This is a genomic window from Shinella sp. G-2 (assembly GCF_050172695.1).
Classification (GTDB): domain Bacteria; phylum Pseudomonadota; class Alphaproteobacteria; order Rhizobiales; family Rhizobiaceae; genus Shinella.
The window spans coordinates 193,029-216,930 of sequence record NZ_JBBEYH010000002.1; the positions used below are offsets into that span (position 1 = coordinate 193,029).

The window sequence follows — 23,902 nt, forward strand, 5'->3', positions numbered from 1 at the left end:
CCTGTCGCGGGGAATCATCTGGCGACAGGAGACTGGCATGCATGACGAACCCGGCCTGGAAATCTCGCTTTTCGTCGAACACGGGCGCGAGCAGGAGGCGGCGGATTTCTATGCCGCCGCCTTCGGCGCGGAGATTCTCGACGCCTACCGGAGCGACGGCGTGCTGATGGGCTTCGCCATGCGCTTCGGCGCCCTGCCCGTCGCCGTCGCCGGGTCCAATCCACGGCGCGAGCGCAATCCCGCCTATGGCGGGCCGTTCTTCCCCAAGACGGCAGGCGCGGTCAGCGCCATCTTCACGCTGCATGTCGGCGACATCGCCGTCGCCATGCAGCAGGCTATCGCGGCCGGCGCGACGATCCGCGACGAAATTCAGGTGGATGAAATCGGCCGCAACGTCGCGTCGCTGTTCGATCCGTTCGGCCATATCTGGGCGCTCGTGGAGCGCAAGGCGGAACGGGCGTCCCTGGCGGCCTGATCCTTTCCGGCCAAGGCAATGCCGTTCTGACGCTGGACAATGGTCAGCGGCGTTTTCCTCGCCCATTGACCAGGGGCGATAGGCTATTCCCAAAGTGCCTCCAGGACAGTGAAAGCAGGAATGCGCCAACGGCTGTCATTGCGCTACCCCATGACAATTCCAACGCAGAACACGCTCACTTCCCGCTTGGGTCGAGAAATTGCGGCGGGCAAAAATCCACCCTTGCGGGCGAAACCCCTTGAATCCGCAACCAGAGGAGTGCCATAGAGCGCCGAAAAAGATCTCTGATGAACGTGGGGTGGGTTCTGGATGGATGGTTCAGAAGAACAACCGGTAGAGGTTCCGAAACTGGTTGCCGGCCTGCTGCTTGCCTTGTTCCTGGTTGGTTTGCTGCCCGTTCTTCCACTGGCGTTCGGCTATCCCTTCCTGCCGTCGGCTGAATGGGCGTCCAGCTCAAGCACTGCTGGTGTTGCCGTTGGCCTGATCTCGGCGGTGTTTGTGCTTTTCATGGTTCTGAAACGTTCGCCCTTAATTCCGGGCCGCGAGGCGAAACAAGCTCCCGGCCTACTCATCATGGCGCTCATGGGCTACTTCGCGGGCAGGTCTGCTGCCGTCATTTTCGGCCCGATGATGTTTACGCTGATAGCGGGCCATCCGGTCGAACTCACTTTCACCGTGGAAGCGGCCGACAGTGACGGTTCCATGCGATGCAGCAGACCGCTCGAACTTCAGGGGCTACCGTTTTTCTTTGACAGAATTTGTCGCGTCCCAGAGGACGTCCGGCAGCGCCTCACGCCTGGCGGGCATGTCGTGGTGATCGGCCGCGGCACCAGTTTCGGCGTTTTTGCAGAAAGCGTGCGTCCGGTTGATTGACGGGTGAATGGCCAATGAGGCCCGCCAGCGGAGATCAGCAGTTTGTCCGAACGCGGCGTCAGCGCGTCGATCCCGCTCTGCTTGAGCCATTGACCACGGAGACAAGCGGGACGGAAAGCCTGCCTCAGGCAAGCTCGCGCACGAGGCCGTCCTCGATCGTCACGCGGCGATCCATCAGGCCGGCAAGCTCGTGGTTGTGCGTGGCGATGAGCGCGGCAAGGCCGGACTGGCGGGCGAGCGCTTCCAGCGCCTCGAAGACGTAGCCGGCGGTCTCCGGGTCGAGATTGCCGGTCGGCTCGTCGGCCAGCAGCACCAGCGGCGCATTGGCGACGGCGCGGGCGATGGCGACGCGCTGCTGCTCGCCACCCGAAAGCTCGGAGGGGCGATGGTCGGCGCGGTGGCCGATGCGCATGTAATCCAGCAGCTGGGCGGCGCGCTCGCGCGCCTCGGCCTTGGAGAGGCCGCCGATGAGCTGCGGCATCATGATGTTTTCCAGCGCCGTGAATTCCGGCAGCAGGTGATGGAACTGGTAGACGAAGCCGATCTCGCTGCGGCGGATCGCCGTGCGATGGTCGTCGGAGAGTTCGGCGCAGGAATGGCCGTTGACGAAGACCTCGCCGCCATCGGGCTTTTCCAGCAGGCCCGCCACATGCAGCAGCGTCGACTTGCCGGTGCCCGAGGGGGCGACGAGCGCGACGGTCTCGCCGCTGCGCAGCGTGAAATCGGCCCCCTTGAGGATCGACAGCACGGTTTCGCCCTGGCCGTAATGCCGTTCGATGCCCTTGAGCTCTAAAGCGACGCGCGCGTTCATGGCGTTCTTTCCTATTCGTACCGCAGGGCCTGGACCGGATCGAGCTTGGAGGCGCGCCAGGCGGGGAAGATCGTCGCGAGGAAGGAAAGCGCGAGCGCCATGACGACCACGGAGACCGTCTCGCCCGCATTCATGTCGGCGGGAAGCTGGCTCAGGAAGTAGAGCTCCGGGTTGAACAGGGTCGTGCCCGAGATCCAGGAGAAGAACTGGCGGATCGATTCGACATTGAGGCAGACGATGACGCCGAGCAGAACGCCGGCGAAGGTGCCGACCGTGCCGATGGCCGCGCCCGTCATGAAGAAGATGCGCATGATGGCGCCGGAGGTCGCGCCCATGGTGCGCAGGATCGCGATGTCGCTGCCCTTGTCCTTCACCAGCATGATGAGGCCGGAAATGATGTTGAGCGCGGCGACGAGCACGATCAGCGTCAGGATCATGAACATGACATTGCGCTCGACCTGCAGGGCCGAGAAGAAGGTCTGGTTGCGCTGGCGCCAGTCGGTGATGAAGATCTGCCGTTCGGCCGCCGCCTCGATGGGCTGGCGCAGATCGTCCACCGCGTCGGGATGGGACACGAACAGCTCGATCGACTGCACGATGCCTTCGGAATTGAAATAGAGCTGCGCTTCTTCCAGCGGCATGTAGATGATCGAGGAATCGTATTCCGACATGCCGATCTCGAAGATCGCCGAGACCGTGTAGGTCTTCACGCGCGGGTTCACGCCGAGCGGCGTGACGTCGCCTTCCGGCGCGACAAGCGTGATCTGGCCGCCGGCGCTGAGGCCGAGGGATTCGGCCATGCGCGAGCCAATGGCCACGCCCCCGGTGGCAAAGCCGACGAGATCGCCTTCCTTGATGTGATCGGAGACGGCCTTCATCTTGGCGAGATCGTCGGCGCGCACGCCGCGCACCAGCGCGCCCGTGCCGCCGCCCGCCGTGCCCTGGGCCAGCGTCTGGCCCTCGACGAGCGGGATCGCCATGGTGACGCCGGGCACCGCCGAAAACTTCTCGGAAAGCTTGGCATAGTCGTTGAGCGGGCTGTCGATCGGCTGGACGATCATGTGACCGTTGATGCCGAGGATGCGCGAGATCAGCTCGGTGCGAAAGCCGTTCATGACGGCCATGACGATGATCAGCGTCGCCACGCCCAGCATGATGCCGATGAAGGAGAAGCCGGCGATGACGGAGATGAAGGCTTCCTTGCGCCGCGAGCGCAGGTAGCGCCAGGCGACCATCCGCTCGAAGGCGGAGAACGGGCGGCTTTTCCCGAAGGCCTGGGCCTTAGTTGCAGATGCACCGCTCGCTGCGTCAGCCATGTTGTCTCCCGTTACCGCCGGCCGTGTTTCAGTTGCCCGACGTCAGGCGGTTGATGGCCGCCTCGATGGTCAGCGTCTCGCGTGCGCCGGTCTTGCGATCCTTGATCTCGACCTCGCCGCCTGCCACGCCGCGCGGGCCGGCAATGACCTGCACCGGCGCGCCGATGAGGTCGGCGGTGGCGAACTTGGCGCCCGCGCGCTCGTCCTTGTCGTCATAGAGCACGTCGACGCCGGCGTTCAGCAGCGCGCCGTAGATCTTTTCGCAGGCCGCGTCGCAGGCTTCGTCGCCTGACTTCATGTTGATGACGATCGCCTCGAAGGGCGCGACGGCCTTCGGCCAGATGATGCCGTTCTCGTCGTGCGAGGCTTCGATGATCGCCGGCACGAGGCGCGTCGGGCCGATGCCGTAGGAGCCCATGTGCACGGTGTGCTCCTTGCCGTCGGGACCCTGGACCTTGGCGCCCATGGCTTCGGAATATTTCGTGCCGAAATAGAAGATGTGGCCGACCTCGATGCCGCGGGCCGACAGGCGTTCGCCTTCGGCGATCGCCTCGAAGGCGGGCGCGTCGTGCATTTCCGACGTCGCGGCGTAGCGCGAGGTCCACTTGTCGAAGATGGCGCGCAGGCCCGCCACGTCCTCGAAGTTCGTGTCGATGCCGGGAATGTCGAAGTTCAGGAAGTCCTTGTGGCAGAAGACTTCCGACTCGCCGGTGTCGGCGAGGATGATGAATTCGTGGCTGAGATTGCCGCCGATCGGGCCGGTGTCGGCGCGCATCGGAATGGCGCGCAGGCCCATGCGCGAGAAGGTGCGCAGGTAAGCCGCGAACATGCGGTTATAGGCGTGCTCGGCCCCTTCCCGGTTCAGGTCGAAGGAATAGGCGTCCTTCATCAGGAACTCGCGCGAGCGCATGGTGCCGAAGCGCGGACGGATCTCATCGCGGAACTTCAGCTGGATATGGTAGAGGTTGAGCGGCAGGTCCTTGTAGGACTTCACGAACGAACGGAAGACGTCCGTGATCATCTCCTCGTTGGTCGGACCGTAGAGCATGGGGCGCTCCTGGCGGTCCTTGATGCGCAGCATCTCCTTGCCATAGGCGTCGTAGCGCCCGCTTTCCTGCCAGAGCTCGGCGGACTGCAGCGTCGGCATCAGAAGCTCGACGGCGCCGGAGCGGTTCTGCTCCTCGCGGATGATGCCGTTGACCTTGTCCAGCACGCGCTTGCCCAGCGGCAGCCAGGTATAGATGCCCTGGGACTGCTGCTTGACCATGCCCGCACGCAGCATGAGCCGGTGCGAGACGATCTCGGCTTCCTTGGGGTTTTCCTTCAGGATGGGCAGGAAGAAGCGGGAAAGGCGCATATCGGGTTCCGGAGTGACTGATCCGCCCTATTTCGGGAATCGGGCAAAATGACGTTGATTTTCACGCGTTCATAAACGCTTCGCCAAAGGAAGGGAACCCGGCAGCCGTGCGCGAGCGCTCCGGCGAAGCACTGTCCACCGATCATACCGCGCTGCGCGCAATTGTGGCAAAAAATGGGGGCCGCCAATAACGGAAATTGCGCGCCGCCTGTCAACGGGAAAATTTTATTCCACTGTAGCAAAAATGCAAAAAAAGCGGATGACAACGCCTAACGTTTGGGCTAGTTTCAGGCCACAAAACAGGCAAGAAGTGCAAATTCTTGCCATTTCGCGGTCAAGTCTTGGGAGGATCAGATCTTTGGCGCGCGTAGACGCTGCCACCGCACAACGGATAGAGATCACGCGATACCTGTAAAACAAGGCTTTATGCCTTGTTTTTTTTTGCCTTTTGCAAACCGCCCTCTCCTTTTAACGCCTTCGCGCCGGCGGTCCATGCGTCAAAGCCGCACAGGACCTCCCCTCTGCGACACTCCGCCTCACGTTACGTCAGCCACACATGGCCGAAAGGCCTGGAAGGCGCGCGCGAACGGGGCTTTCCGTGCGAAAATGCGACAGGGTGCAAAGGGAAGAGTTTTCCGGCCGGCGCCGGTGGGCGTGGAATGTCTTGCCTCGGGGCAGATCGGCCGCGTTAACCTCTGTGGCCGCCCTACTTGAAATCGGGCATGAACTGCGGAATGGCGTCGATGCCATAGCCGAGGCGGACCGACAGGATATACCAGGCGCCATAGACGATGGCCGAGACGACGGTCGTCAACGCCACGATGCGGCCGCCGCGGAATCGCGCGGGCGCGCTCTCCACCGTGCCGGGCACGACCTCCTCGGCTTCCGCCTGCGTCTTCAGCCCGAAGGGCAGAACGGCAAAGAGCGTCATCCACCAGACGATGAAATAGACGGCGAAATAGGAAAAGAGCTGCATCAACGATCCTCGTGCGACAGCGGCCTTTTACGCCTGACAGCGCGGAAGTTCAAATGGCCGCGGGGCGGCGTGCTGTCACACCTGTTCGAGTTCGACCAGCGTGCCGAGGAAATCCTTGGGATGCAGGAACAGCACCGGCTTGCCATGGGCGCCGGTCTTGGGGTTGCCGTCGCCCAGCACGCGCGCGCCGCCGGCGATCAGCCGGTCGCGGGCGGCGAGGATATCGTCGACCTCGTAGCAGATGTGGTGCATGCCGCCGGCCGGCGCCTTTTCGAGGAAGGCGGCGATCGGCGAGGCCTCGCCGAGCGGTTCCAGCAGTTCCACCTTGGTGTTCGGCAGTTCGACGAAGACCACCGTCACGCCATGCTCCGGCAGGGCCTCGGCGGCCGAGACCCTTGCGCCCAGCGTGTCGCGATAGGTCGCGGTGGCGGCGGCAAGGTCCGGCACGGCGATGGCGATGTGGTTGACCTTTCCGAGCATGCTTGTCTCCCGTCGGCGGATTGGTGGAGGCAGGTCCCCGTCCCGCCGCCGCCCGCACCCCCGGGGGCGCGGTTCGCGGCGGCGCGAGCGGAACAGTCCCGCGATCAGATCTTCGTCAGGAACACCGTGACGACGGGCTTCTTGCCCCAGATCTCGTTGGCGGTGGAGCGCACGGCGCGGCGCACGGCCTCGCGCACCATTTCGAGGTCCTTGCGGCGGGCGCGCGGAATGCTTTCGACGGCGCCGAGCACGGCGTCATAGAGCGTGTCACCCATGTCCTCACCCTCGTCGTCGAACTGCGGCAGGCCGAAGGGCTCCACTTCCGGGTCGCCCTGGAAGTCGTAGCGGCTGTCGAGCAGGATGCTGACGGCGACATGGCCGACGAAGGCGAGCTTGCGCCGGTCGCCGATGCCCATTTCCTCGTAGTCGCCGATGAGGTTGCCGTCCTTGAAGATGCGGCCATGCGGCGCGTGGTCGACGACCTCGGGCGCGCCGGGCGCCAGCCGCAGCATGTCGCCGTTGCGCACGCGCGGCACCTCGGCGATGCCGGACTGCTCGGCAAGCTCGGCATGGGCCGTCAGATGGGCCGCCTCGCCATGCACGGGCACGACCATCTTCGGGCGCACCCAGCCATACATCTGCTGCAGCTCGTGGCGGCGCGGATGGCCGGAGACATGCACCAGCGCCTCGGCGTCGGTGATGACGTTGATGCCCTGCTCGATCAGGCCGTTCTTGATGTCGTTGATCGCCTTCTCGTTGCCCGGAATGGCGCGCGAGGAGAAGATGATCGTGTCGCCATCGGTAAAGGCGACGTTGCGCATCTCGTCGCGGGCGATCTTGGCGAGCGCGGCGCGCGGCTCACCCTGGCTGCCCGTGAGGATGACGACGACCTTGTCGCGCGGGATATAGCCGAACTCGTCCTCGGCAATGAACGGCTTGATGCCTTCCATCAGGCCGATGTCGCGCGCCACGTCCGTCACGCGCTTCATGGAACTGCCGAGCAGCAGCACCTCGCGCCCGGCGGCTTCCGCGGCCTTGGCGATGGAGCGGATGCGGCCGACATTCGAGGAGAAGGTGGTGATGCCCACCCGGCCCTCGGAGGCCTCGATGATCTTGGTCAGGCTTTCCGACACTTCGCGCTCGGAGGGCGAGATGCCGTCGCGCACCGCATTGGTGCTGTCGCAGATCAGCGCCAGCACGCCCTCGTCGCCGAGCTTGCGGAAGCGGCTCTCGTCGGTCAGCGGACCGAGCGACGGTTCGAGGTCGATCTTCCAGTCGCCGGTATGCACGACCGTGCCAAGCGGCGTCTTGATGACCAGCGACATCGGCTCGGGAATGGAGTGGTTGACGCCGACGGCCTCGATCTCGAAGGGGCCGACATTGATGCGGTCGCCCTGCTTGAAGATCGTCACCGGGATTTCGACGCGGCTGCGCTCGTAGTCGCGCTTGGCCTCCAGCATGCCGGCCGTGAACGGCGAGGCATAGACCGGCACGTTGAGGCCGGGCCACAGGTCGTTCAGCGCGCCGTAATGGTCCTCGTGCGCATGGGTGATGATGATGCCCTTGAGGTTCTTGCGCTCTTCCGCCAGGAAGCGGATATCGGGCAGCACGAGATCGACGCCCGGCAGGTCCGGTCCCGGGAAGGTGACGCCGCAATCGACCATGATCCACTGGCGGTTCGTCTTCGGGCCGTAGCCGTAGAGCGCCAGGTTCATGCCGATTTCGCCGACGCCGCCAAGCGGCAGGAACACCAGTTCGTCTTCTTTTGCCATCGGGTTCAAAATTTCCTATCCAAAAAACACATCGCCGGCCGCGATCAGCCGCGTGCCGCCGTCATCGGTTTCCAATTTCAGGAGACCTGTATCATCAATTCCGGCAAAGCGCCCGGAAATAGAACGGTCGGGCAGATTGACCGTGATGTTTTCCCCCACCCCGCCGGCGACCGCTTTCCAGCGCTCCATGATGGCCGCGATGCCGCGTCCGCGGTGCCACAGCGACAGCGTTTCGGCCATCGACTGGAAGAGATGGGCGAAGAGTTCGTCGGGCGATGCGGAGACCGCGAAATCGCGCAGCGTCGCCACGGGATAGAGCCCCGCATCCGGCGCGACGGCGACATTGATGCCGATGCCGATGACCAGCGCATGCCGCCCGTCGGGCAGCGTCTCGCCCTCGATCAGGATGCCGCAGACCTTGCGGCGCTCGATGAGGATGTCGTTCGGCCACTTGATCAGCACCTCGGCGCCATCCAGCGGCATGACGCGGCTGACGGCGTCCTGCACCGCGACGGCGACGGCGAGCGGCAGGGAGCCGAGCCGCTCCATCGGCGCGGCGTCGATCAGGAGCAGCGAGGCATAGAGATTGCCGGGCTCGGAGAACCAGGCGCGCCCGCGCCGGCCGCGCCCGCTCGTCTGCCGGTCGGCGGTGATCCAGAGACCGGAAAGCGCGCCCTTTCGGGCGCGCTCCAGGCATTCCGTATTGGTCGAGCCCACATCGGTGAGCGCCTCGTGCCGGAAGTCGTCGAGCGACAGCTGGCGAGGATTTTCAGACCCGCTCAAAAGAAGGTCCGCGCCGCGGCTTCCGCCGCATTGCCGATCGGCCCGCCGATCAGGAAGTAGCCGAGCACGAAGAGACCGGAGAGGCCGAAGACCAGCTTCAGCTCGCCCGAGGTGCGGGCGAATTCACCGGTCGGCTCGTCGAACCACATGACCTTGATGACGCGCAGGTAATAGTAGGCGCCGACGACCGAGGCGAGCACGCCGATGATGGCGAGCGCGTAGAGCTGGGCTTCGATGGCCGCCATGAACACGAAGTACTTGGCGAAGAAGCCTGCCATCGGCGGGATGCCGGCGAGCGAGAACATCAGGATCGTCATGACGGTGGCCATGAACGGATTGGTCGAGGACAGGCCCGCGAGATCGTCGATATTCTCGACATTGCCACCTTCCTTGCGGCGCATGGCGAGGATGATGGCGAAGGTGCCGAGCGTCATGACCATGTAGATGAGCATGTAGAGCGCGACGCCGCGCACGCCGGCCATGGAGCCGGCGGCAAGGCCGACCAGCGCGTAGCCCATGTGGCCGATGGAGGAATAGGCCATGAGGCGCTTGATGTTGCGCTGGCCGATGGCCGCGAAGGAGCCGAGCAGCATCGAAGCGATCGAGATGAAGACGATGACCTGCTGCCAGTCGGCGACGACCGGCTGGAAGGCGTCGATGACGATGCGCACCAGCATGGCCATAGCGGCGACCTTGGGGGCGGCGGCGAAGAAGGCCGTCACCGGGGTCGGCGCGCCTTCATAGACGTCCGGCGTCCACATGTGGAACGGCACGGCCGAGATCTTGAAGGCAAGGCCGGCAAGGATGAACACCAGGCCGAAGACGAGGCCGAGCGAACGACCCTCGGCCGAGAGCGCGGCGGCGATGTCCTGGAAGCCGATATGGCCGGTGAAGCCATAGACCAGCGACATGCCGTAGAGCAGCATGCCCGAGGAGAGCGCGCCGAGCACGAAATACTTCAGGCCCGCTTCCGTCGAGCGCAGGCTGTCGCGGTTGATCGCGGCGACCACGTAGAGGGCGAGCGACTGGAGTTCCAGCGCGAGGTAGAGCGACAGCAGGCTGTTGGCAGAGATCATCAGCAGCATGCCGAGCGTCGAGAGCACGACGAGCACCGGGAACTCGAAACGGTCGAGCTGGTCGGAGCGGGCGTGGCCGACGGTCATGACCATGGCGGTGATGGAGCCGATCAGCGACAGGACCTTCATGAACTTGGCGAAGGCGTCGGAGACGAAGGCGCCGCCATAGGCCTGGCCCTCGCCCGTGGCGAGCACGAGCCAGAGACCGGCGATGATGAGGAGCGCGACGGCAAGGCCGGTGACGGTGGTGCCCGAGCGTTCGCCCGAGAACACACCGATCATCAGCAGGACCAGACCGCCGACGGCGAGAATGATCTCGGGCGTCGAGAGCTGAAGGCTGGCGAGGATAGTATCAGCAGTCATGTTCGGTCCCGTCCTCAGTTCGCCGAGAGCGCAACGGATTGCGCCGCTTGCAGAGCCGCGGAGTATTGATTGAGAAGCGCGTCGACCGAAGCCGCCGTCACATCGAAGACCGGCGCCGGATAGACACCGAAGAAGATCGTCAGGATCACCAGCGGGTAGAGCAGCGCCTTTTCACGGCCCGACAGGTCGAGCAGCGACTTCAGGCTTTCCTTCTCCAGCGCACCGAAGATCACGCGGCGGTAGAGCCACAGCGCGTAGGAGGCCGACAGGATGACGCCGGTGGTGGCGAAGAACGCGACCCAGGTGTTGGCGCGGAAGGCGCCGAGCAGGGTCATGATTTCGCCGACGAAGCCCGAGGTGCCCGGCAGGCCGACATTGGCCATGGTGAAGATCATGAAGGCGACGGCGTATTTCGGCATGTTGTTGACGAGGCCGCCATAGGCCGCGATCTCGCGGGTGTGCAGGCGGTCGTAGACAACGCCGACGCAAAGGAAGAGCGCGCCGGAGACGATGCCGTGCGAGAGCATCTGGAAGATGGCGCCCTGGAGACCCTGCGCGTTGGCCGCGAAGATGCCCATGGTGACATAACCCATATGGGCGACCGACGAATAGGCGATCAGCTTCTTGATGTCGTCCTGCATCATCGCGACCAGCGAGGTGTAGATGATGGCGATGACCGACAGCGCGAAGACGAAGGGCGCGAAATAGTCGGAGGCGAGCGGGAACATGGCCAGCGAGAAGCGGATGAAGCCGTAGCCGCCGAGCTTCAGGAGGACGCCGGCCAGGATGACCGAGCCGGCCGTCGGCGCCTGAACGTGCGCATCGGGAAGCCAGGTATGGACCGGCCACATCGGCATCTTCACCGCGAAGGAGGCGAAGAAGGCGAGCCACAGCCAGGTCTGCATATGGGCCGGGAAGTTGTAGGCGAGCAGTTCCGGAATGTCCGTCGTGCCGGCCTGCCAGTACATCGCCATGATGGCGAGCAGCATCAGAACCGAGCCGAGCAGCGTGTAGAGGAAGAACTTGTAGGACGCGTAGACGCGATCCTTGCCGCCCCACACGCCGATGATGATGAACATCGGAATGAGGCCCGCCTCGAAGAAGACGTAGAAGAGAACGATGTCGAGCGAGACGAAGACGCCGACCATGAACACTTCCAGAAGCAGGAAGGCGATCATGTATTCCTTCAGGCGCTTCTCGACCGAGTGCCAGCTTGCGAGCACGCAGAACGGCATCAGGAAGGTCGAGAGGATGACGAACAGCATGGAGATGCCGTCGACGCCGAGATGGTAGGAAATGCCGGTGCCGAGCCAGTCATGCTTCTCGGTCATCTGGAAGCCGGGGTTCGAATAGTCGAAGCCGGCCCAGATGAAGAGCGAGAGCACGAAGGTGAAGACCGTCGTCAGCATCGCGACGTTCAGGATGTTGCGGCGGCCGTACGGGCTGTCCTCGCGGGTCAGCAGCAGAAGCGCCACGCCGACGAGCGGGAGGAAGGTGACCGCTGAAAGAATGGGCCAATCGGTCATCAGAGGGAGCTCCCGAGCATCATCCAGGTAACGAGTGCCGCAATACCCAGCAGCATCGCGAATGCGTAGTGATAGAGGTAACCGGTCTGGAGACGGACGACGCGGTTGGTGACGTCGACGACACGGGCGGCGATGCCGTTCGGGCCGAGACCGTCGATGACGGCGCCGTCACCCTTCTTCCAGAGGAACTTGCCGAGCGCCTTCGCCGGACGGACGAAGATGGCGTCGTAGAGTTCGTCGAAGTACCACTTGTTGAGCAGGAACTGGTAGAGACCGCGGTGCTGCTCTGCGAGGGCCTTCGGGGTTTCCGGCGAGCGGATGTACATGTACCAGGCCGTGACGAAGCCGATGGCCATGGCGGCGAACGGGCTCCACTTCACCCACTTCGGCACATTGTGGAACTCGTGCACGAGGTGGTTTTCCGGACCCGTGAAGATCGCGCCCTGCCAGAACTCCTCGTAGTGATGGCCGTAGAAATATTCCACGAAGATCACGCCGGCGGCGACCGCGCCCGCGGCGAGCAGGTAGAGCGGGATCAGCATGACCGCCGGGGATTCATGCACGTGGTGCATGACGTCGGCGGAGGCGCGCGGCTTGCCGAAGAAGGTCAGGAAGGCGAGACGCCAGGAGTAGAAGCTGGTGAAGAGCGCAGCGATGACCAAGAGCACGAAGGCAAAGCCTGCGACCGGGCTGTGCGAGGCGAAGGCGCTCTCGATGATCGCATCCTTCGAGAAGAAGCCGGCAAAGCCGATGACGGTGCCCGGGATGCCGACGCCCGTCAGCGCCAGCGTGCCGATCGTCATCATCCAGAAGGTGACCGGGATGTGCTTGCGAAGGCCGCCCATGTAACGCATGTCCTGTTCGCCATCGACGGCGTGGATGACCGAGCCGGCGCCAAGGAACAGGAGCGCCTTGAAGAAGGCGTGCGTGAAGAGGTGGAAGATCGCCGCGCCATAGGCGCCGATGCCGAGCGCCACGAACATGTAGCCGAGCTGCGAGCAGGTCGAATAGGCGATGACGCGCTTGATGTCGTTCTGCACGAGGCCGACCGTCGCCGCGAAGAAGGCGGTGATCGCGCCGACCAGCGTCACGACGAGCAGCGCATTGTGCGACAGTTCGAAGAGCGGCGACATGCGGGCGACGAGGAAGACGCCGGCGGTGACCATGGTTGCGGCATGGATGAGGGCCGAAACCGGGGTCGGGCCTTCCATGGCGTCCGGCAGCCAGGTGTGCAGCAGGAACTGCGCCGACTTGCCCATCGCGCCCATGAAGAGCAGCAGGCAGGTGGCGGTCAGGGCCTGCGACTTGTCGAGGCTCATGCCGAAGAGGTTGATGACGGGTTCGGCTGCATCCGCAGCGCCTTCGGCCGGCAGGTAGGTGGCGGCGGTGGCGAAGATCGTCTCGAAATTGATCGAGCCGAACAGCACGAAGACCGAGAAGATGCCGAGCGCGAAGCCGAAGTCGCCGACGCGGTTGACGATGAACGCCTTCATGGCGGCGGCGCTGGCGGACGGCTTCTTGTACCAGAAGCCGATCAGCAGGTACGAGGCCAGGCCCACGCCTTCCCAGCCGAAGAACATCTGCAGGAGATTGTCCGACGTCACCAGCATGAGCATGGCGAAGGTGAAGAGCGAGAGATAGGCGAAGAAGCGCGGCCGATGCGGGTCGTGGTGCATGTAGCCGATGGAGTAGACGTGAACGAGGGTCGAGACCGAGTTCACGACGACGAGCATGACGGCCGTCAGCGTGTCGACGCGGAACGCCCATTCGACGTCGAAGCCGCCGGACTGGATCCAGCGCAGCACGCCGACCTTGATCATTTCGGTCTCGCCCAGGGCGACGTCGAAGAAGACGATCCAGGACAGGACGGCCGCGATGATCATGAAGCCGGAGGTGACGTATTCGGACGCCTTGGCGCCGATGGCATTGCCGCCGAGACCGGCGATCAGGAAGCCGATCAGCGGAAGAAAGACGATTGCCTTGATGATGGTATCCATGACCCGATCAGCCCTTCATCATATTGACGTCTTCGACGGCGATCGAACCGCGGTTACGGTAGAAGACGACGAGAATTGCAAGACCGATGGCCGCTTCCGCAGCCGCGACGGTCAGAATGAACAGCGCGAAGACCTGGCCGACCATATCGTTCAGGAAGGCCGAGAACGCGACCATGTTGATGTTGACCGACAGCAGGATCAGTTCGATCGACATCAGGATGACGATGACGTTCTTCCGGTTCAGGAAGATGCCGAAGACGCCGAGGACGAAGAGGATGGCGCTGACGGTGAGATAGTGGGAAATACCGATTTCCATTTTGCTTTTCCTTGTCCGCGCGGCCTCAGATGCCCTGTCCGGGCTTCACCTTGACGACCTCGACAGCGGTTGCCGGCGAGCGGGCGACCTGTGTCGGGATGTCCTGGCGCTTGATGTTTTCGCGATGGCGCAGCGTCAGCACGATCGCGCCGATCATGGCGACGAGCAGGACGAGGCCGGCGATCTGGAAGTAGTAGACGTAGGTCGTGTAGAGCACGTCGCCGAGCGCGGCGGTGTTGGTGCGCTCGCTGATTGGCGGGATCGGCATCGAGGCATTGGCGGCGATCTCGGGCGAGAGCGTCGAGCCGCCGATGACGACGATCAGTTCGATGGCGAGGATCACGCCGATCAGCGCGCCGACCGGGGCATAGTCGAGAACACCCGCGCGCAGCGCCGCGAAATCGATGTCGAGCATCATGACGACGAAGAGGAAGAGAACCGCGACGGCGCCGACATAGACGACCAGCAGGATCATCGCCAGGAACTCGGCGCCCGTCAGGAGGAAGAGGCCCGCCGAATTGAAGAAGGTGAGGATCAGGAACAGCACGGAATAGACCGGGTTCCTGGACGCGATCACCATGAAGGCGGACGCCACCGCCACGAAGGCGAACAGATAGAAGAATAGAGCCTGCAGACCCATTTTGGTGCCTTTTCGTCTTCCCCGGAGAAGGTCCCCCTCCCCGTCGAAGCCTGACGACCTTTCGTCAGGCACTTGCTTTCATTTTGCCCTTCCGCTGCCGATCAGCGGTAAGGCGAATCCATAGCGATGTTGCGGGCGATTTCCCGCTCCCAGCGATCGCCGTTCTCGAGGAGCTTCTGCTTGTCGTAGTAGAGCTCTTCGCGCGTCTCGGTCGAGAACTCGAAGTTCGGACCTTCGACGATGGCGTCGACCGGGCAGGCTTCCTGGCAGAAGCCGCAATAGATGCACTTCACCATGTCGATGTCGTAACGCACCGTGCGGCGCGTGCCGTCGTTGCGGCGCGGGCCGGCCTCGATGGTGATGGCCTGGGCCGGACAGATGGCTTCGCACAGCTTGCAGGCGATGCAGCGCTCTTCGCCGTTCGGGTAGCGGCGCAGCGCATGCTCGCCGCGGAAGCGCGGAGAGACCGGGCCCTTTTCGAAGGGATAGTTCACCGTCGCCTTGGGGCGGAAGAAGTAGCGCATCGACAGGAAGAACGCGCCGACGAATTCCTTCAGGAACAGCGAATTTACGGCTTGCGAAAGACTAGCCATGCTTAAGCTCCAATGCTGCTGAGGGTCCGGGCGGTCATGCGGACCAGCCCGTGAGCTTCAGCACGAATGCAACGATGACGACCATGGCCAGCGAGATCGGCAGGAAGACCTTCCAGCCGAGGCGCATGAGCTGGTCGTAGCGGTAGCGCGGCACGAAGGCCTTCACCATCGCGAACATGAAGAAGACGAAGGACGCCTTCAGGACGAACCAGATGATGCCCGGGACCCAGTTGAGGAACCAGACGTCGACCGGGGGCAGCCAGCCGCCGAGGAAGAGGATCGTGGTCAGCGCGCACATCAGGCAGATGGCGGCATATTCGCCGAGCATGAACATCATGTACGGGGTCGAGCCGTATTCGACCATGAAGCCGGCGACGAGTTCGGATTCGGCTTCCGGAAGGTCGAAGGGCGGGCGGTTCGTCTCGGCGAGCGCCGAGATGAAGAACACCACGAACATCGGGAACAGCGCCAGCCAGTGCCAGTCGAGGAAGGAGGCCGGCAGGCCGAGGCGCGTGCCGAGGCCGTCGTTCTGCGACATGACGATATCGGTCAGGTTCAGCGAGCCGACGCAGAGCAGCACGGTGACGATGACGAAGCCGATGGAGACTTCGTAGGACACCATCTGCGCGGCGGAGCGAAGCGCGCCGAGGAACGGATACTTGGAGTTGGACGCCCAGCCGCCCATGATGATGCCGTACACTTCGAGCGAGGAAATCGCGAAGATGTAGAGGATGCCGACATTGATGTTGGCGATCACCCAGCCATTGTTGAGCGGCACGACCGCCCAGGTGGCGAGCGCCAGCGTCACGGAGACGAGCGGGGCGAGCAGGAAGATCACCTTGTTCGCCGTCGCCGGAATGACCGGCTCCTTGAAGACGAACTTCAGAAGGTCGGCGAAGGACTGGAACAGGCCCCAGGGACCGACGACGTTCGGGCCGCGGCGCAGCTGAACGGCCGCCCAGATCTTGCGGTCGGCAAGAAGGACATAGGCGATGAAGACCAGAAGCGCGACCAGCAGCAGAAGCGACTGGGCGATCATGATCACCGCGGGCCAGACATAGGTCGAAACGAAAGCGTCCATAATGCTTTATCCCTTCGCGCTCATTCCGCCGCGACTTTGAAATTGTTGCGGGCCAGAGCCGAACATTCGGCCATGACCGCGGAGGCGCGCGCTATCGGGTTCGTCAAATAGAAGTCTTTGACCGGAGACGCAAACCCGGAATTCGCCATCGTCCCGCCTTTTTTCGCAAGTGCGGAAAGATCGGCGATATCGCCGGCTGCGATCTCGTCGATCGCTGCGAAATGCGGGTGCGCCGCATAGAGTTTTGCACGCAGCTGCACCAGCGAATCGAAGGGCAGCTTCTTGCCGAGCACGTCGGAAAGCGCACGCAGGATCGCCCAGTCCTCGCGGGCGTCGCCCGGCGCGAAGCCGGCGCGGTTGCCCATCTGGACGCGGCCTTCGGTGTTGACCCAGGTGCCCGACTTCTCGGTATAGGTCGCGCCCGGCAGGATGACGTCGGCGACATGCGCCGCGTTGTCGCCGTGCGAACCGATATAGACCGTGAAGGCGCTCTTTCGGGAGAAGTCCATTTCGTCGGCGCCGAGCAGGAACAGCACGTCCGTGCCGGTCAGCATGTCGGCCGCCGTCTTGCCGCCCTCGCCCGGCACGAAGCCGAGGTCGAGGCCGCCGACGCGCGAGGCCGCGGTGTGGAGAACGGCAAGGCCGTTCCAGTCCGCCTTCACCGCGCCGACCTTCGCGGCAAGCGCCGAGACGGCCGAGAGAACGGCAAGGCCGTCGGGACGCGACAGCGCGCCCTGGCCGACGATGATCATCGGACGCTCGGCCTTCTTGAGCTTGGCGGCGAACTTGACCGAACCGTCGATGAGGCCGGACAGCGTGTCCGTGCCGGCGCCGAGATAGTCGTAGCCGTAGCGCAGCTCGCCCTCTTCGCCGATCACGCCGATCGGGAAGTTGTCCATGCGCCAGCGCTTGCGGATGCGGGCGTTGAGCACGGCCGCCTCGAGGCGCGGATTGGCGCCGACGATGAGCAGCGCGTCGGCCTGCTCGATGCCCTGGATGGTCGGGTTGAAGAGGTAGCTGGCGCGGCCGAGCGCGGGATCGAGAACCGAACCGTCCTGGCGGCAGTCGATGTTCTTCGAGCCGAGCGCGCCCATCAGTTCGCGCAGCGCGTAGATTTCCTCGACGGAGGCGAGGTCACCGGCGATGGCGCCGATGCGATCGCCCGCCTTGCCGGCAACGGCGGCCTTGATGGCGCCGAAGGCTTCGGCCCAGCTTGCCGGCTGGAGACGGCCGTCCTTGCGGACATAGGGGCGGTCGAGACGCTGGGTCTTCAGGCCATCCCAGATGAAGCGGGTCTTGTCGGAGATCCACTCTTCGTTGATCTCTTCATTGACGCGCGGCAGGATGCGCATGACTTCGCGGCCGCGCGTGTCGACGCGGATCGCCGAGCCGACGGCGTCCATGACGTCGACGGATTCGGTCTTGTTCAGTTCCCACGGACGGGCCGTGAAGGCGAAGGGCTTGGAGGTGAGCGCGCCGACCGGGCACAGGTCGACCACGTTGCCCTGCAGCTCGGAGGTCATCGCCTGTTCGAGATAGGTGGTGATCTCGGCATCCTCGCCGCGACCGATCAGGCCGAGCTCGGTGATGCCGGCCACTTCCGTCGTGAAGCGAACGCAGCGCGTGCAGTGGATGCAGCGGTTCATGATCGTCTTGACGAGCGGACCGATATACTTGTCCTCGACCGCGCGCTTGTTTTCGGCATAGCGCGAACTGTCGATGCCGAAGGCCATCGCCTGGTCCTGCAGGTCGCATTCACCGCCCTGGTCGCAGATCGGGCAATCCAGCGGGTGGTTGATCAGCAGGAATTCCATGACGCCTTCGCGCGCCTTCTTGACCATCGGCGTGGTCGTGAAGACTTCCGGCGCTTCGCCGTTCGGGCCGGGACGCAGGTCCCTGACGCTCATGGCGCAGGAGGCCGCCGGCTTCGGCGGGCCGCCCTTCACCTCGACGAGGCACATGCGGCAGTTGCCGGCAACCGACAGCCGCTCGTGGAAACAGAAGCGCGGAACCTCGGCGCCGGCCTCCTCACACGCCTGAAGCAGCGTGAAGTGATCCGGGACTTCGATTTCTTTTCCGTCGACTTTCAGCTTTGCCATATCTCAATCCCGCTTTTGACGCGGGAAAGTCCCGCGTCCTGCCAGCGCCATTCTCTCCGGCGTCCGGTCCGGGCCCTGCCCTTTCCGTCGGCCTTTGTTTCTCTGCCGGGTCCGGCGGGGTTATCCCCTGCCCTTCGCCAGCGCCCTTGCCTGCTCCACCCAGCCGTCGCGGGCGATGCGCCCGCTGAACCCGAGTTCGGCTTCGATCCGTGCCGCATCGGCGTCCGTCAGGGACGCGATGTCGGCGTACCGCCTGAGCCCCATGCCGTTCAGCACCTGCTCCAGCTTCGGCCCGATGCCTGAAATCCTCTTCAGGTCATCGGCCTTCGCGGCCCTTGCCGCCGGCGCCTTGCGCGCCGGCTTCTTCCCGGTCGCCGGCGTCTCTTGCGCCGGCTTCACCTCTGCCACCGGCGTCGCGTTCGTTTCGCGCACCACCTTCGCCTTCGGCGTCTCGGCCGGCGCCGCGTTCGGCACCACCCGCAGGTCCGGCTTCGCCCGTACCGGCGCCGCCCTCTCCTGCCCGGCCCTGTCCTGCCCGGCCCTGTCCTGCACAGCCTTGTCCCGTGCCATCTCGGCCCGGGCGCGTTCGGCCGCCTCGTCCATCGCCACCTTCGCCCGCTCGGCCGCCGTCTGCATCAGGCCCAGCATCGCCCCGGCCATCTGGCCCGCAATACCGAAACCGATCGCCGTCGTCGCGGCCATCGCAGCGACCGGATGGGCCATCAGCGGATGCAGCGGCACATCGGGCATGTCCTTCAGCCACGGGGCGAGACCGAAGGGGTCGTCGCCGGCGGCTTCAGCCGGCGGGACGTTGGTCGCATTCGCATCCTGTCCTGCCGGCTTCGTCATCGTCTTACTCCGCCGCTTCCAGCACCGCGCCATGCGCCATGGCATTGGCGGTGTACTGGTCGATGCGCGCCTCGATCTCGGGGCGGAAGTTGCGGATGAGGCCCTGGATCGGCCAGGCCGCCGCGTCGCCCAGCGCGCAGATCGTGTGACCTTCGATCTGCTTGGTGACGTCGAACAGCATGTCGATCTCGCGCTTCTGCGCGTTGCCGCGCACCATGCGCTCCATGACGCGCATCATCCAGCCGGTGCCTTCGCGGCACGGCGTGCACTGGCCGCAGCTCTCGTGCTTGAAGAAGGCCGAGATGCGCCAGATCGCCTTGATGATGTCGGTCGAGCGATCCATGATGATCATGCCGCCGGTGCCGAAGGAGGACTTCACGTCGCGCAGGCCGTCGAAGTCGAGCGTGACATTCATCATGTCCTCGCCCTTGACCACCGGGCACGACGCACCGCCGGGAATGACGGCGAGCAGGTTGTCCCAGCCGCCGCGAATGCCGCCGCCGTGCTTTTCCACCATTTCACGGAAGGAGATGCCCATGGCTTCCTCGACCGTGCAGGGCTTGTTGACGTGGCCCGACATCATGAACAGCTTGGTGCCGACGTTGTTCGGACGGCCAAAGCTGGAGAACCAGGCCGCGCCACGACGCAGGATCGTCGGCGTGACGGCGATGGACTCGACGTTGTTGACGGTCGTCGGGCAGCCGTAGAGACCCATATTGGCCGGGAACGGCGGCTTCAGGCGCGGCTGGCCCTTCTTGCCTTCCAGGCTTTCGAGCAGCGCGGTTTCCTCGCCGCAGATATAGGCGCCGGCGCCGTGGTGGACATAGACGTCGATGTCGTAGCCGAGCTTGTTGTTCTTGCCGAGAAGGCCGGCCTCGTAGCACTCGTCGATGGCGGCCTGCAGGGCCTCACGCTCGCGGATGAACTCGCCGCGCACGTAGATATAGGCCGCATGGGCGCCCATGGCGAAGGAGGCGACGACGCAGCCCTCGATCAGCGTGTGCGGATCGTGGCGCAGGATATCGCGGTCCTTGCAGGTGCCGGGCTCGGATTCGTCGGCATTGACGACGAGGTAATGCGGACGGCCGTCGGATTCCTTCGGCATGAAGGACCACTTGAGGCCGGTCGGGAAGCCGGCGCCGCCGCGGCCGCGCAGGCCCGAGGCCTTGACCTCGTTGATGATCCAGTCGCGGCCCTTTTCCAGAAGCTGCTTGGTGCCGTCCCAATGGCCGCGGGCCATGGCGCCCTTCAGCGACCGGTCCTTGGTGCCGTAGATATTGGTGAAGATGCGATCCTGGTCTTTAAGCATGATTCACCTCTTTACCGCGGCTTCTTGCCGAAGACGCGGATGTATTCCGCTTCGCCGCCCTTGGCGAGCGCCTTGGCCTGCTTGACCCAGTCGTCGCGCTCGATGCGGCCCTTGAAATTCAGATATCCGTCGACCCATTCGCGCTCCGCCTTCTTCCAGGCAGCGACCTGCGCGAAGGTGAAGATGCCGAGTTCGTGGAGCGTGCCCTCGATCTTCGGACCGACGCCAGAGATCAGCTTGAGGTCGTCGACGCTCGCCGGGCGGGCGATGCCGGCCGGGCGGTTCTTGTCCTCGAGCGACGGCTTGCCGGCGGAAGCCAGCGGCTGCTTGACGGCGGCGTCGCCACCTTCAGCGCGCGTGTCGCCCTTGGCCTTGGCATTGGCGGCCGCGTCCGCCTTGGCGGTGGCGGGCGTCTTCAGCTTCGGATTGGTCTCCTCGGCGTCCGTCCTGGCGCGGGCGGCGTTCGACGGGGGAACGCTGACGCTGTCCTCTTCGCTCTTCTTGGCGCGCGTCGTGGTCTTCTTCGCCGCCGGTTCCGGCTCGTTGAGGCTGGTGAGGCCACCGGCCGGGGCCGAATAGATGCGATCGATCTGCGTGCCCGGCGTGACGTCCGCGCCCTTGCCGGCGTCGAAGCGGTCGATGATGTGCTCAAGCTGCGTCGGCGTCAGGTCCTCGAAGCTGTCCTTGAAGATCATGATCATCGGCGCGTTGACGCAGGCGCCCTGACACTCGACCTCTTCCCACGACAGCGTGCCGCTCTCGTTGAGATGGAAGGGCTCGGGATGGATGCGCTTCTTGCAGACGTTGATCAGGTCTTCCGCGCCGCGCAGCATGCAGGGCGTGGTGCCGCAGACCTGGACATGGGCGCGCGTGCCGACCGGCAGCAGCTGGAACTGGGTGTAGAAGGTCGCGACCTCGAGCACGCGGATATAGGCCATGTCGAGCATGTCGGCGACATATTCGATCGCCGCCTTGGTGACCCAGCCGTCCTGCTCCTGCGCGCGCATCAGCAGCGGAATGACCGCCGATTGCTGGCGGCCCTTCGGATACTTGTTGATCGTGGCCTTGGCCCAGGTCGCGTTCTCCTTGGAGAAGGCGAAGCTGGCGGGCTGGACATTGTCATCGGCTAGTCGACGAACGGACATTCTGTAACGCCTTGTCTCAGTTAATCTGCCGGCACTGCGTCGTCGCGGAGACGAACCCGCAGGCATGCGCCGACGTGTCATTCTGCATGAATACGATGGCGCAGCCCACGGAGGCGCCGCCGCGGACGCCGGCTTTCAAGGCGGCGGTCGCACGGGCGGCGGTCGAAACGGGGGCTGCGGTCGGCATCACCGGTCAACCTCGCCGAACACGATATCGAGGGAGCCCAGGATCGCCGAGACGTCGGCGAGCTGGTGTCCGCGACAGAGGAAGTCCATGGCCTGGAGGTGGGCATAGCCCGGGGCGCGGATCTTGCAGCGGTAGGGCTTGTTGGTGCCGTCGGCGACGACATAGACGCCGAACTCGCCCTTCGGCGCCTCGACGGCCGCATACACTTCGCCGGCCGGCACGTGATAGCCTTCCGTGTAGAGCTTGAAGTGGTGGATGAGCGCTTCCATCGACCGCTTCATCTGGCCGCGCTTGGGCGGAACCATCTTGCCGTCGATCGAGGAGACCGGACCGACCTTGGCGTCGCCGAGCAGGCGGTTGACGCACTGGCGCATGATCTTGGCCGCCTCGCGCATTTCGATCATGCGGATGAGGTAACGGTCGTAGCAGTCGCCGTTCTTGCCGATCGGAATGTCGAATTCGAGGTCGGAATAGCACTCGTAGGGCTGCGAGCGACGCAGGTCCCAGGCCGCACCCGAACCGCGCACCATGACGCCCGAGAAGCCCCAGGCCCAGCAGTCTTCCAGCTTGACGACGCCGATATCGACGTTGCGCTGCTTGAAGATGCGGTTGCCGGTCAGCAGCTCGTCGATGTCGTCGACGGTCTTCAGGAACGGATCGATCCACTTGCCGATGTCTTCGACCAGCTCGTGCGGCAGGTCCTGGTGCACGCCGCCCGGACGGATATAGGCCGAGTGCATGCGCGCGCCGCAGGCGCGCTCGTAGAACACCATCAGCTTCTCGCGTTCCTCGAAGCCCCAGAGCGGCGGCGTCAGCGCGCCAACGTCCATGGCCTGGGTCGTCACGTTGAGGAGGTGCGAGAGGATGCGGCCGATTTCGGAATAGAGCACGCGGATCAGCTGGCCGCGGATCGGAACTTCCGTGCCCGTCAGCTTCTCGACGGCGAGCGCGAAGGCATGTTCCTGGTTCATCGGCGCCACGTAGTCGAGGCGGTCGAAATAGGGAACGGCCTGAAGATAGGTCTTCGTCTCGATCAGCTTCTCGGTGCCGCGATGCAGCAGGCCGATATGCGGATCGACGCGCTCGACGATTTCACCGTCGAGTTCGAGAACGAGACGCAGAACCCCGTGCGCCGCCGGGTGCTGCGGGCCGAAGTTGATGTTGAAGTTGCGAACGTTGTGCTCGTTCATGGGCGCGCTCCGCGCTGGAAGAGAGTAGTCAATAGCGAACCTACTCGCTACCGGCTATTCGCAGTTACATTAATCAGTTCGTCTTCGCCTTCTCGTCGCCCGGCAGCACGTAGTCGGTGCCTTCCCAGGGAGACAGGAAGTCGAAGTTGCGGAATTCCTGCTTCAGTTCGACAGGCTCGTATACGACGCGCTTGACCTCGTCGTCATAACGCACTTCCACGAAGCCGGTCGTCGGGAAGTCCTTGCGCAGCGGATGACCCTCGAAACCGTAGTCGGTGAGGATGCGGCGCAGGTCCGGGTGACCGGTGAAGAGGATGCCGTACATGTCGTAGGCTTCACGCTCGAACCAGTCGGCGCCCGGATAGACGGCGCAGGCCGACGGCACCGGAATGTCCTCGCCGGTCGCCACCTTGACGCGGATGCGCAGGTTCTGGCGCGGCGACAGCAGGTGGTAGACCACGTCGAAGCGCTCGGCGCGGGCCGGCCAGTCCACGCCGCAGATGTCGACGAGGTTGACGAAGCCGCACTGCACGTCGTCGCGCAGGAACGTCAGAAGCTCGACGACGCGCGCGCCGTCCGTCTTCAGGGTGAGTTCGCCAAAGGCGATATCGGCGGAGGCGACGAGACCGCCGGCCGCTTCGCCGATATAGGAGGAAAGCTCCTGGAGGGCTTCGCTCATCGTTTCAGT

General features: G+C 64.3%; 23 protein-coding genes. 2 read left to right on the forward strand and 21 right to left on the reverse strand.

Going from position 1 to position 23,902, the window contains the following annotated elements:
* The first annotated feature begins 37 nt into the window (after positions 1-37).
* Positions 38-475, forward strand: coding sequence for a VOC family protein (locus V8U06_RS04805; RefSeq protein ID WP_427139711.1), 438 nt, complete (start codon positions 38-40; stop codon positions 473-475).
* Positions 476-784: 309 nt separating this feature from the next.
* On the forward strand, positions 785-1,348 hold the full coding sequence (locus V8U06_RS04810) for a hypothetical protein (protein ID WP_427139712.1): 564 nt from the start codon (positions 785-787) through the stop codon (positions 1,346-1,348).
* 124 nt (positions 1,349-1,472) lie between these two features.
* On the opposite strand, the gene V8U06_RS04815 is transcribed toward V8U06_RS04810, so the two are convergent.
* The 21 genes from V8U06_RS04815 to V8U06_RS04915 form a co-directional block, all read right to left on the reverse strand.
* A complete protein-coding gene (locus V8U06_RS04815) occupies positions 1,473-2,159 on the reverse strand; it encodes an ABC transporter ATP-binding protein (RefSeq protein ID WP_226919514.1) in 687 nt (228 codons plus the stop codon).
* 11 nt (positions 2,160-2,170) lie between these two features.
* Complete coding sequence (locus tag V8U06_RS04820) at positions 2,171-3,475, reverse strand: lipoprotein-releasing ABC transporter permease subunit (RefSeq protein WP_427139713.1); 1,305 nt, start codon at positions 3,473-3,475, stop codon at positions 2,171-2,173.
* Between the two features lie 28 nt (positions 3,476-3,503).
* A complete protein-coding gene (proS, locus tag V8U06_RS04825; protein WP_226919516.1) occupies positions 3,504-4,832 on the reverse strand; it encodes a proline--tRNA ligase in 1,329 nt (442 codons plus the stop codon).
* 706 nt (positions 4,833-5,538) lie between these two features.
* Positions 5,539-5,808, reverse strand: a complete 270-nt coding sequence (locus V8U06_RS04830) for a DUF1467 family protein (protein WP_427139714.1) — start codon at positions 5,806-5,808, stop codon at positions 5,539-5,541.
* Between the two features lie 75 nt (positions 5,809-5,883).
* Positions 5,884-6,288, reverse strand: coding sequence for a methylmalonyl-CoA epimerase (gene mce / locus V8U06_RS04835; protein ID WP_427139715.1), 405 nt, complete (start codon positions 6,286-6,288; stop codon positions 5,884-5,886).
* 104 nt (positions 6,289-6,392) lie between these two features.
* Positions 6,393-8,060, reverse strand: coding sequence for a ribonuclease J (locus V8U06_RS04840; protein WP_226919519.1), 1,668 nt, complete (start codon positions 8,058-8,060; stop codon positions 6,393-6,395).
* A gap of 15 nt (positions 8,061-8,075) precedes the next feature.
* Positions 8,076-8,843: a biotin--[acetyl-CoA-carboxylase] ligase gene (locus V8U06_RS04845; RefSeq protein WP_427139716.1), complete on the reverse strand. Its 768-nt coding sequence runs from the start codon at positions 8,841-8,843 to the stop codon at positions 8,076-8,078.
* Complete coding sequence (nuoN, locus tag V8U06_RS04850) at positions 8,840-10,282, reverse strand: NADH-quinone oxidoreductase subunit NuoN (protein WP_427139717.1); 1,443 nt, start codon at positions 10,280-10,282, stop codon at positions 8,840-8,842. Before nuoN ends, V8U06_RS04845 begins: the two co-directional genes overlap by 4 nt.
* Before the next feature lie 14 nt (positions 10,283-10,296).
* A complete protein-coding gene (locus V8U06_RS04855) occupies positions 10,297-11,808 on the reverse strand; it encodes an NADH-quinone oxidoreductase subunit M (RefSeq protein WP_427139718.1) in 1,512 nt (503 codons plus the stop codon).
* Positions 11,808-13,805 (reverse strand): NADH-quinone oxidoreductase subunit L, encoded by a 1,998-nt coding sequence (gene nuoL / locus V8U06_RS04860; RefSeq protein ID WP_427139719.1) that lies wholly within the window; start codon positions 13,803-13,805, stop codon positions 11,808-11,810. Before nuoL ends, V8U06_RS04855 begins: the two co-directional genes overlap by 1 nt.
* A 7-nt stretch (positions 13,806-13,812) precedes the next feature.
* A complete protein-coding gene (gene nuoK / locus V8U06_RS04865; RefSeq protein ID WP_226919524.1) occupies positions 13,813-14,121 on the reverse strand; it encodes an NADH-quinone oxidoreductase subunit NuoK in 309 nt (102 codons plus the stop codon).
* Between the two features lie 25 nt (positions 14,122-14,146).
* Positions 14,147-14,761: an NADH-quinone oxidoreductase subunit J gene (locus tag V8U06_RS04870; RefSeq protein WP_226919525.1), complete on the reverse strand. Its 615-nt coding sequence runs from the start codon at positions 14,759-14,761 to the stop codon at positions 14,147-14,149.
* A gap of 101 nt (positions 14,762-14,862) precedes the next feature.
* Positions 14,863-15,354: an NADH-quinone oxidoreductase subunit NuoI gene (gene nuoI / locus V8U06_RS04875; RefSeq protein WP_023513863.1), complete on the reverse strand. Its 492-nt coding sequence runs from the start codon at positions 15,352-15,354 to the stop codon at positions 14,863-14,865.
* Positions 15,355-15,388: 34 nt separating this feature from the next.
* Complete coding sequence (gene nuoH / locus V8U06_RS04880) at positions 15,389-16,435, reverse strand: NADH-quinone oxidoreductase subunit NuoH (RefSeq protein WP_226919527.1); 1,047 nt, start codon at positions 16,433-16,435, stop codon at positions 15,389-15,391.
* A 20-nt stretch (positions 16,436-16,455) separates the two neighbouring features.
* Positions 16,456-18,534, reverse strand: coding sequence for an NADH-quinone oxidoreductase subunit NuoG (nuoG, locus tag V8U06_RS04885; protein WP_427139720.1), 2,079 nt, complete (start codon positions 18,532-18,534; stop codon positions 16,456-16,458).
* Positions 18,535-18,654: 120 nt separating this feature from the next.
* Positions 18,655-19,383 (reverse strand): hypothetical protein, encoded by a 729-nt coding sequence (locus tag V8U06_RS04890; protein WP_427139721.1) that lies wholly within the window; start codon positions 19,381-19,383, stop codon positions 18,655-18,657.
* 4 nt (positions 19,384-19,387) lie between these two features.
* Positions 19,388-20,692 (reverse strand): NADH-quinone oxidoreductase subunit NuoF, encoded by a 1,305-nt coding sequence (gene nuoF / locus V8U06_RS04895; RefSeq protein WP_427139722.1) that lies wholly within the window; start codon positions 20,690-20,692, stop codon positions 19,388-19,390.
* An 11-nt stretch (positions 20,693-20,703) separates the two neighbouring features.
* Positions 20,704-21,837, reverse strand: coding sequence for an NADH-quinone oxidoreductase subunit E (locus V8U06_RS04900; RefSeq protein ID WP_427139723.1), 1,134 nt, complete (start codon positions 21,835-21,837; stop codon positions 20,704-20,706).
* A 16-nt stretch (positions 21,838-21,853) separates the two neighbouring features.
* Entirely contained in the window at positions 21,854-22,024 is a 171-nt protein-coding gene (locus V8U06_RS04905) for a hypothetical protein (RefSeq protein WP_427139724.1), read from the reverse strand.
* Positions 22,024-23,214: an NADH-quinone oxidoreductase subunit D gene (locus tag V8U06_RS04910; protein WP_427139725.1), complete on the reverse strand. Its 1,191-nt coding sequence runs from the start codon at positions 23,212-23,214 to the stop codon at positions 22,024-22,026. Before V8U06_RS04910 ends, V8U06_RS04905 begins: the two co-directional genes overlap by 1 nt.
* A gap of 73 nt (positions 23,215-23,287) precedes the next feature.
* Positions 23,288-23,893, reverse strand: a complete 606-nt coding sequence (locus V8U06_RS04915) for an NADH-quinone oxidoreductase subunit C (RefSeq protein ID WP_427139726.1) — start codon at positions 23,891-23,893, stop codon at positions 23,288-23,290.
* Between the last annotated feature and the right edge of the window lie 9 nt (positions 23,894-23,902).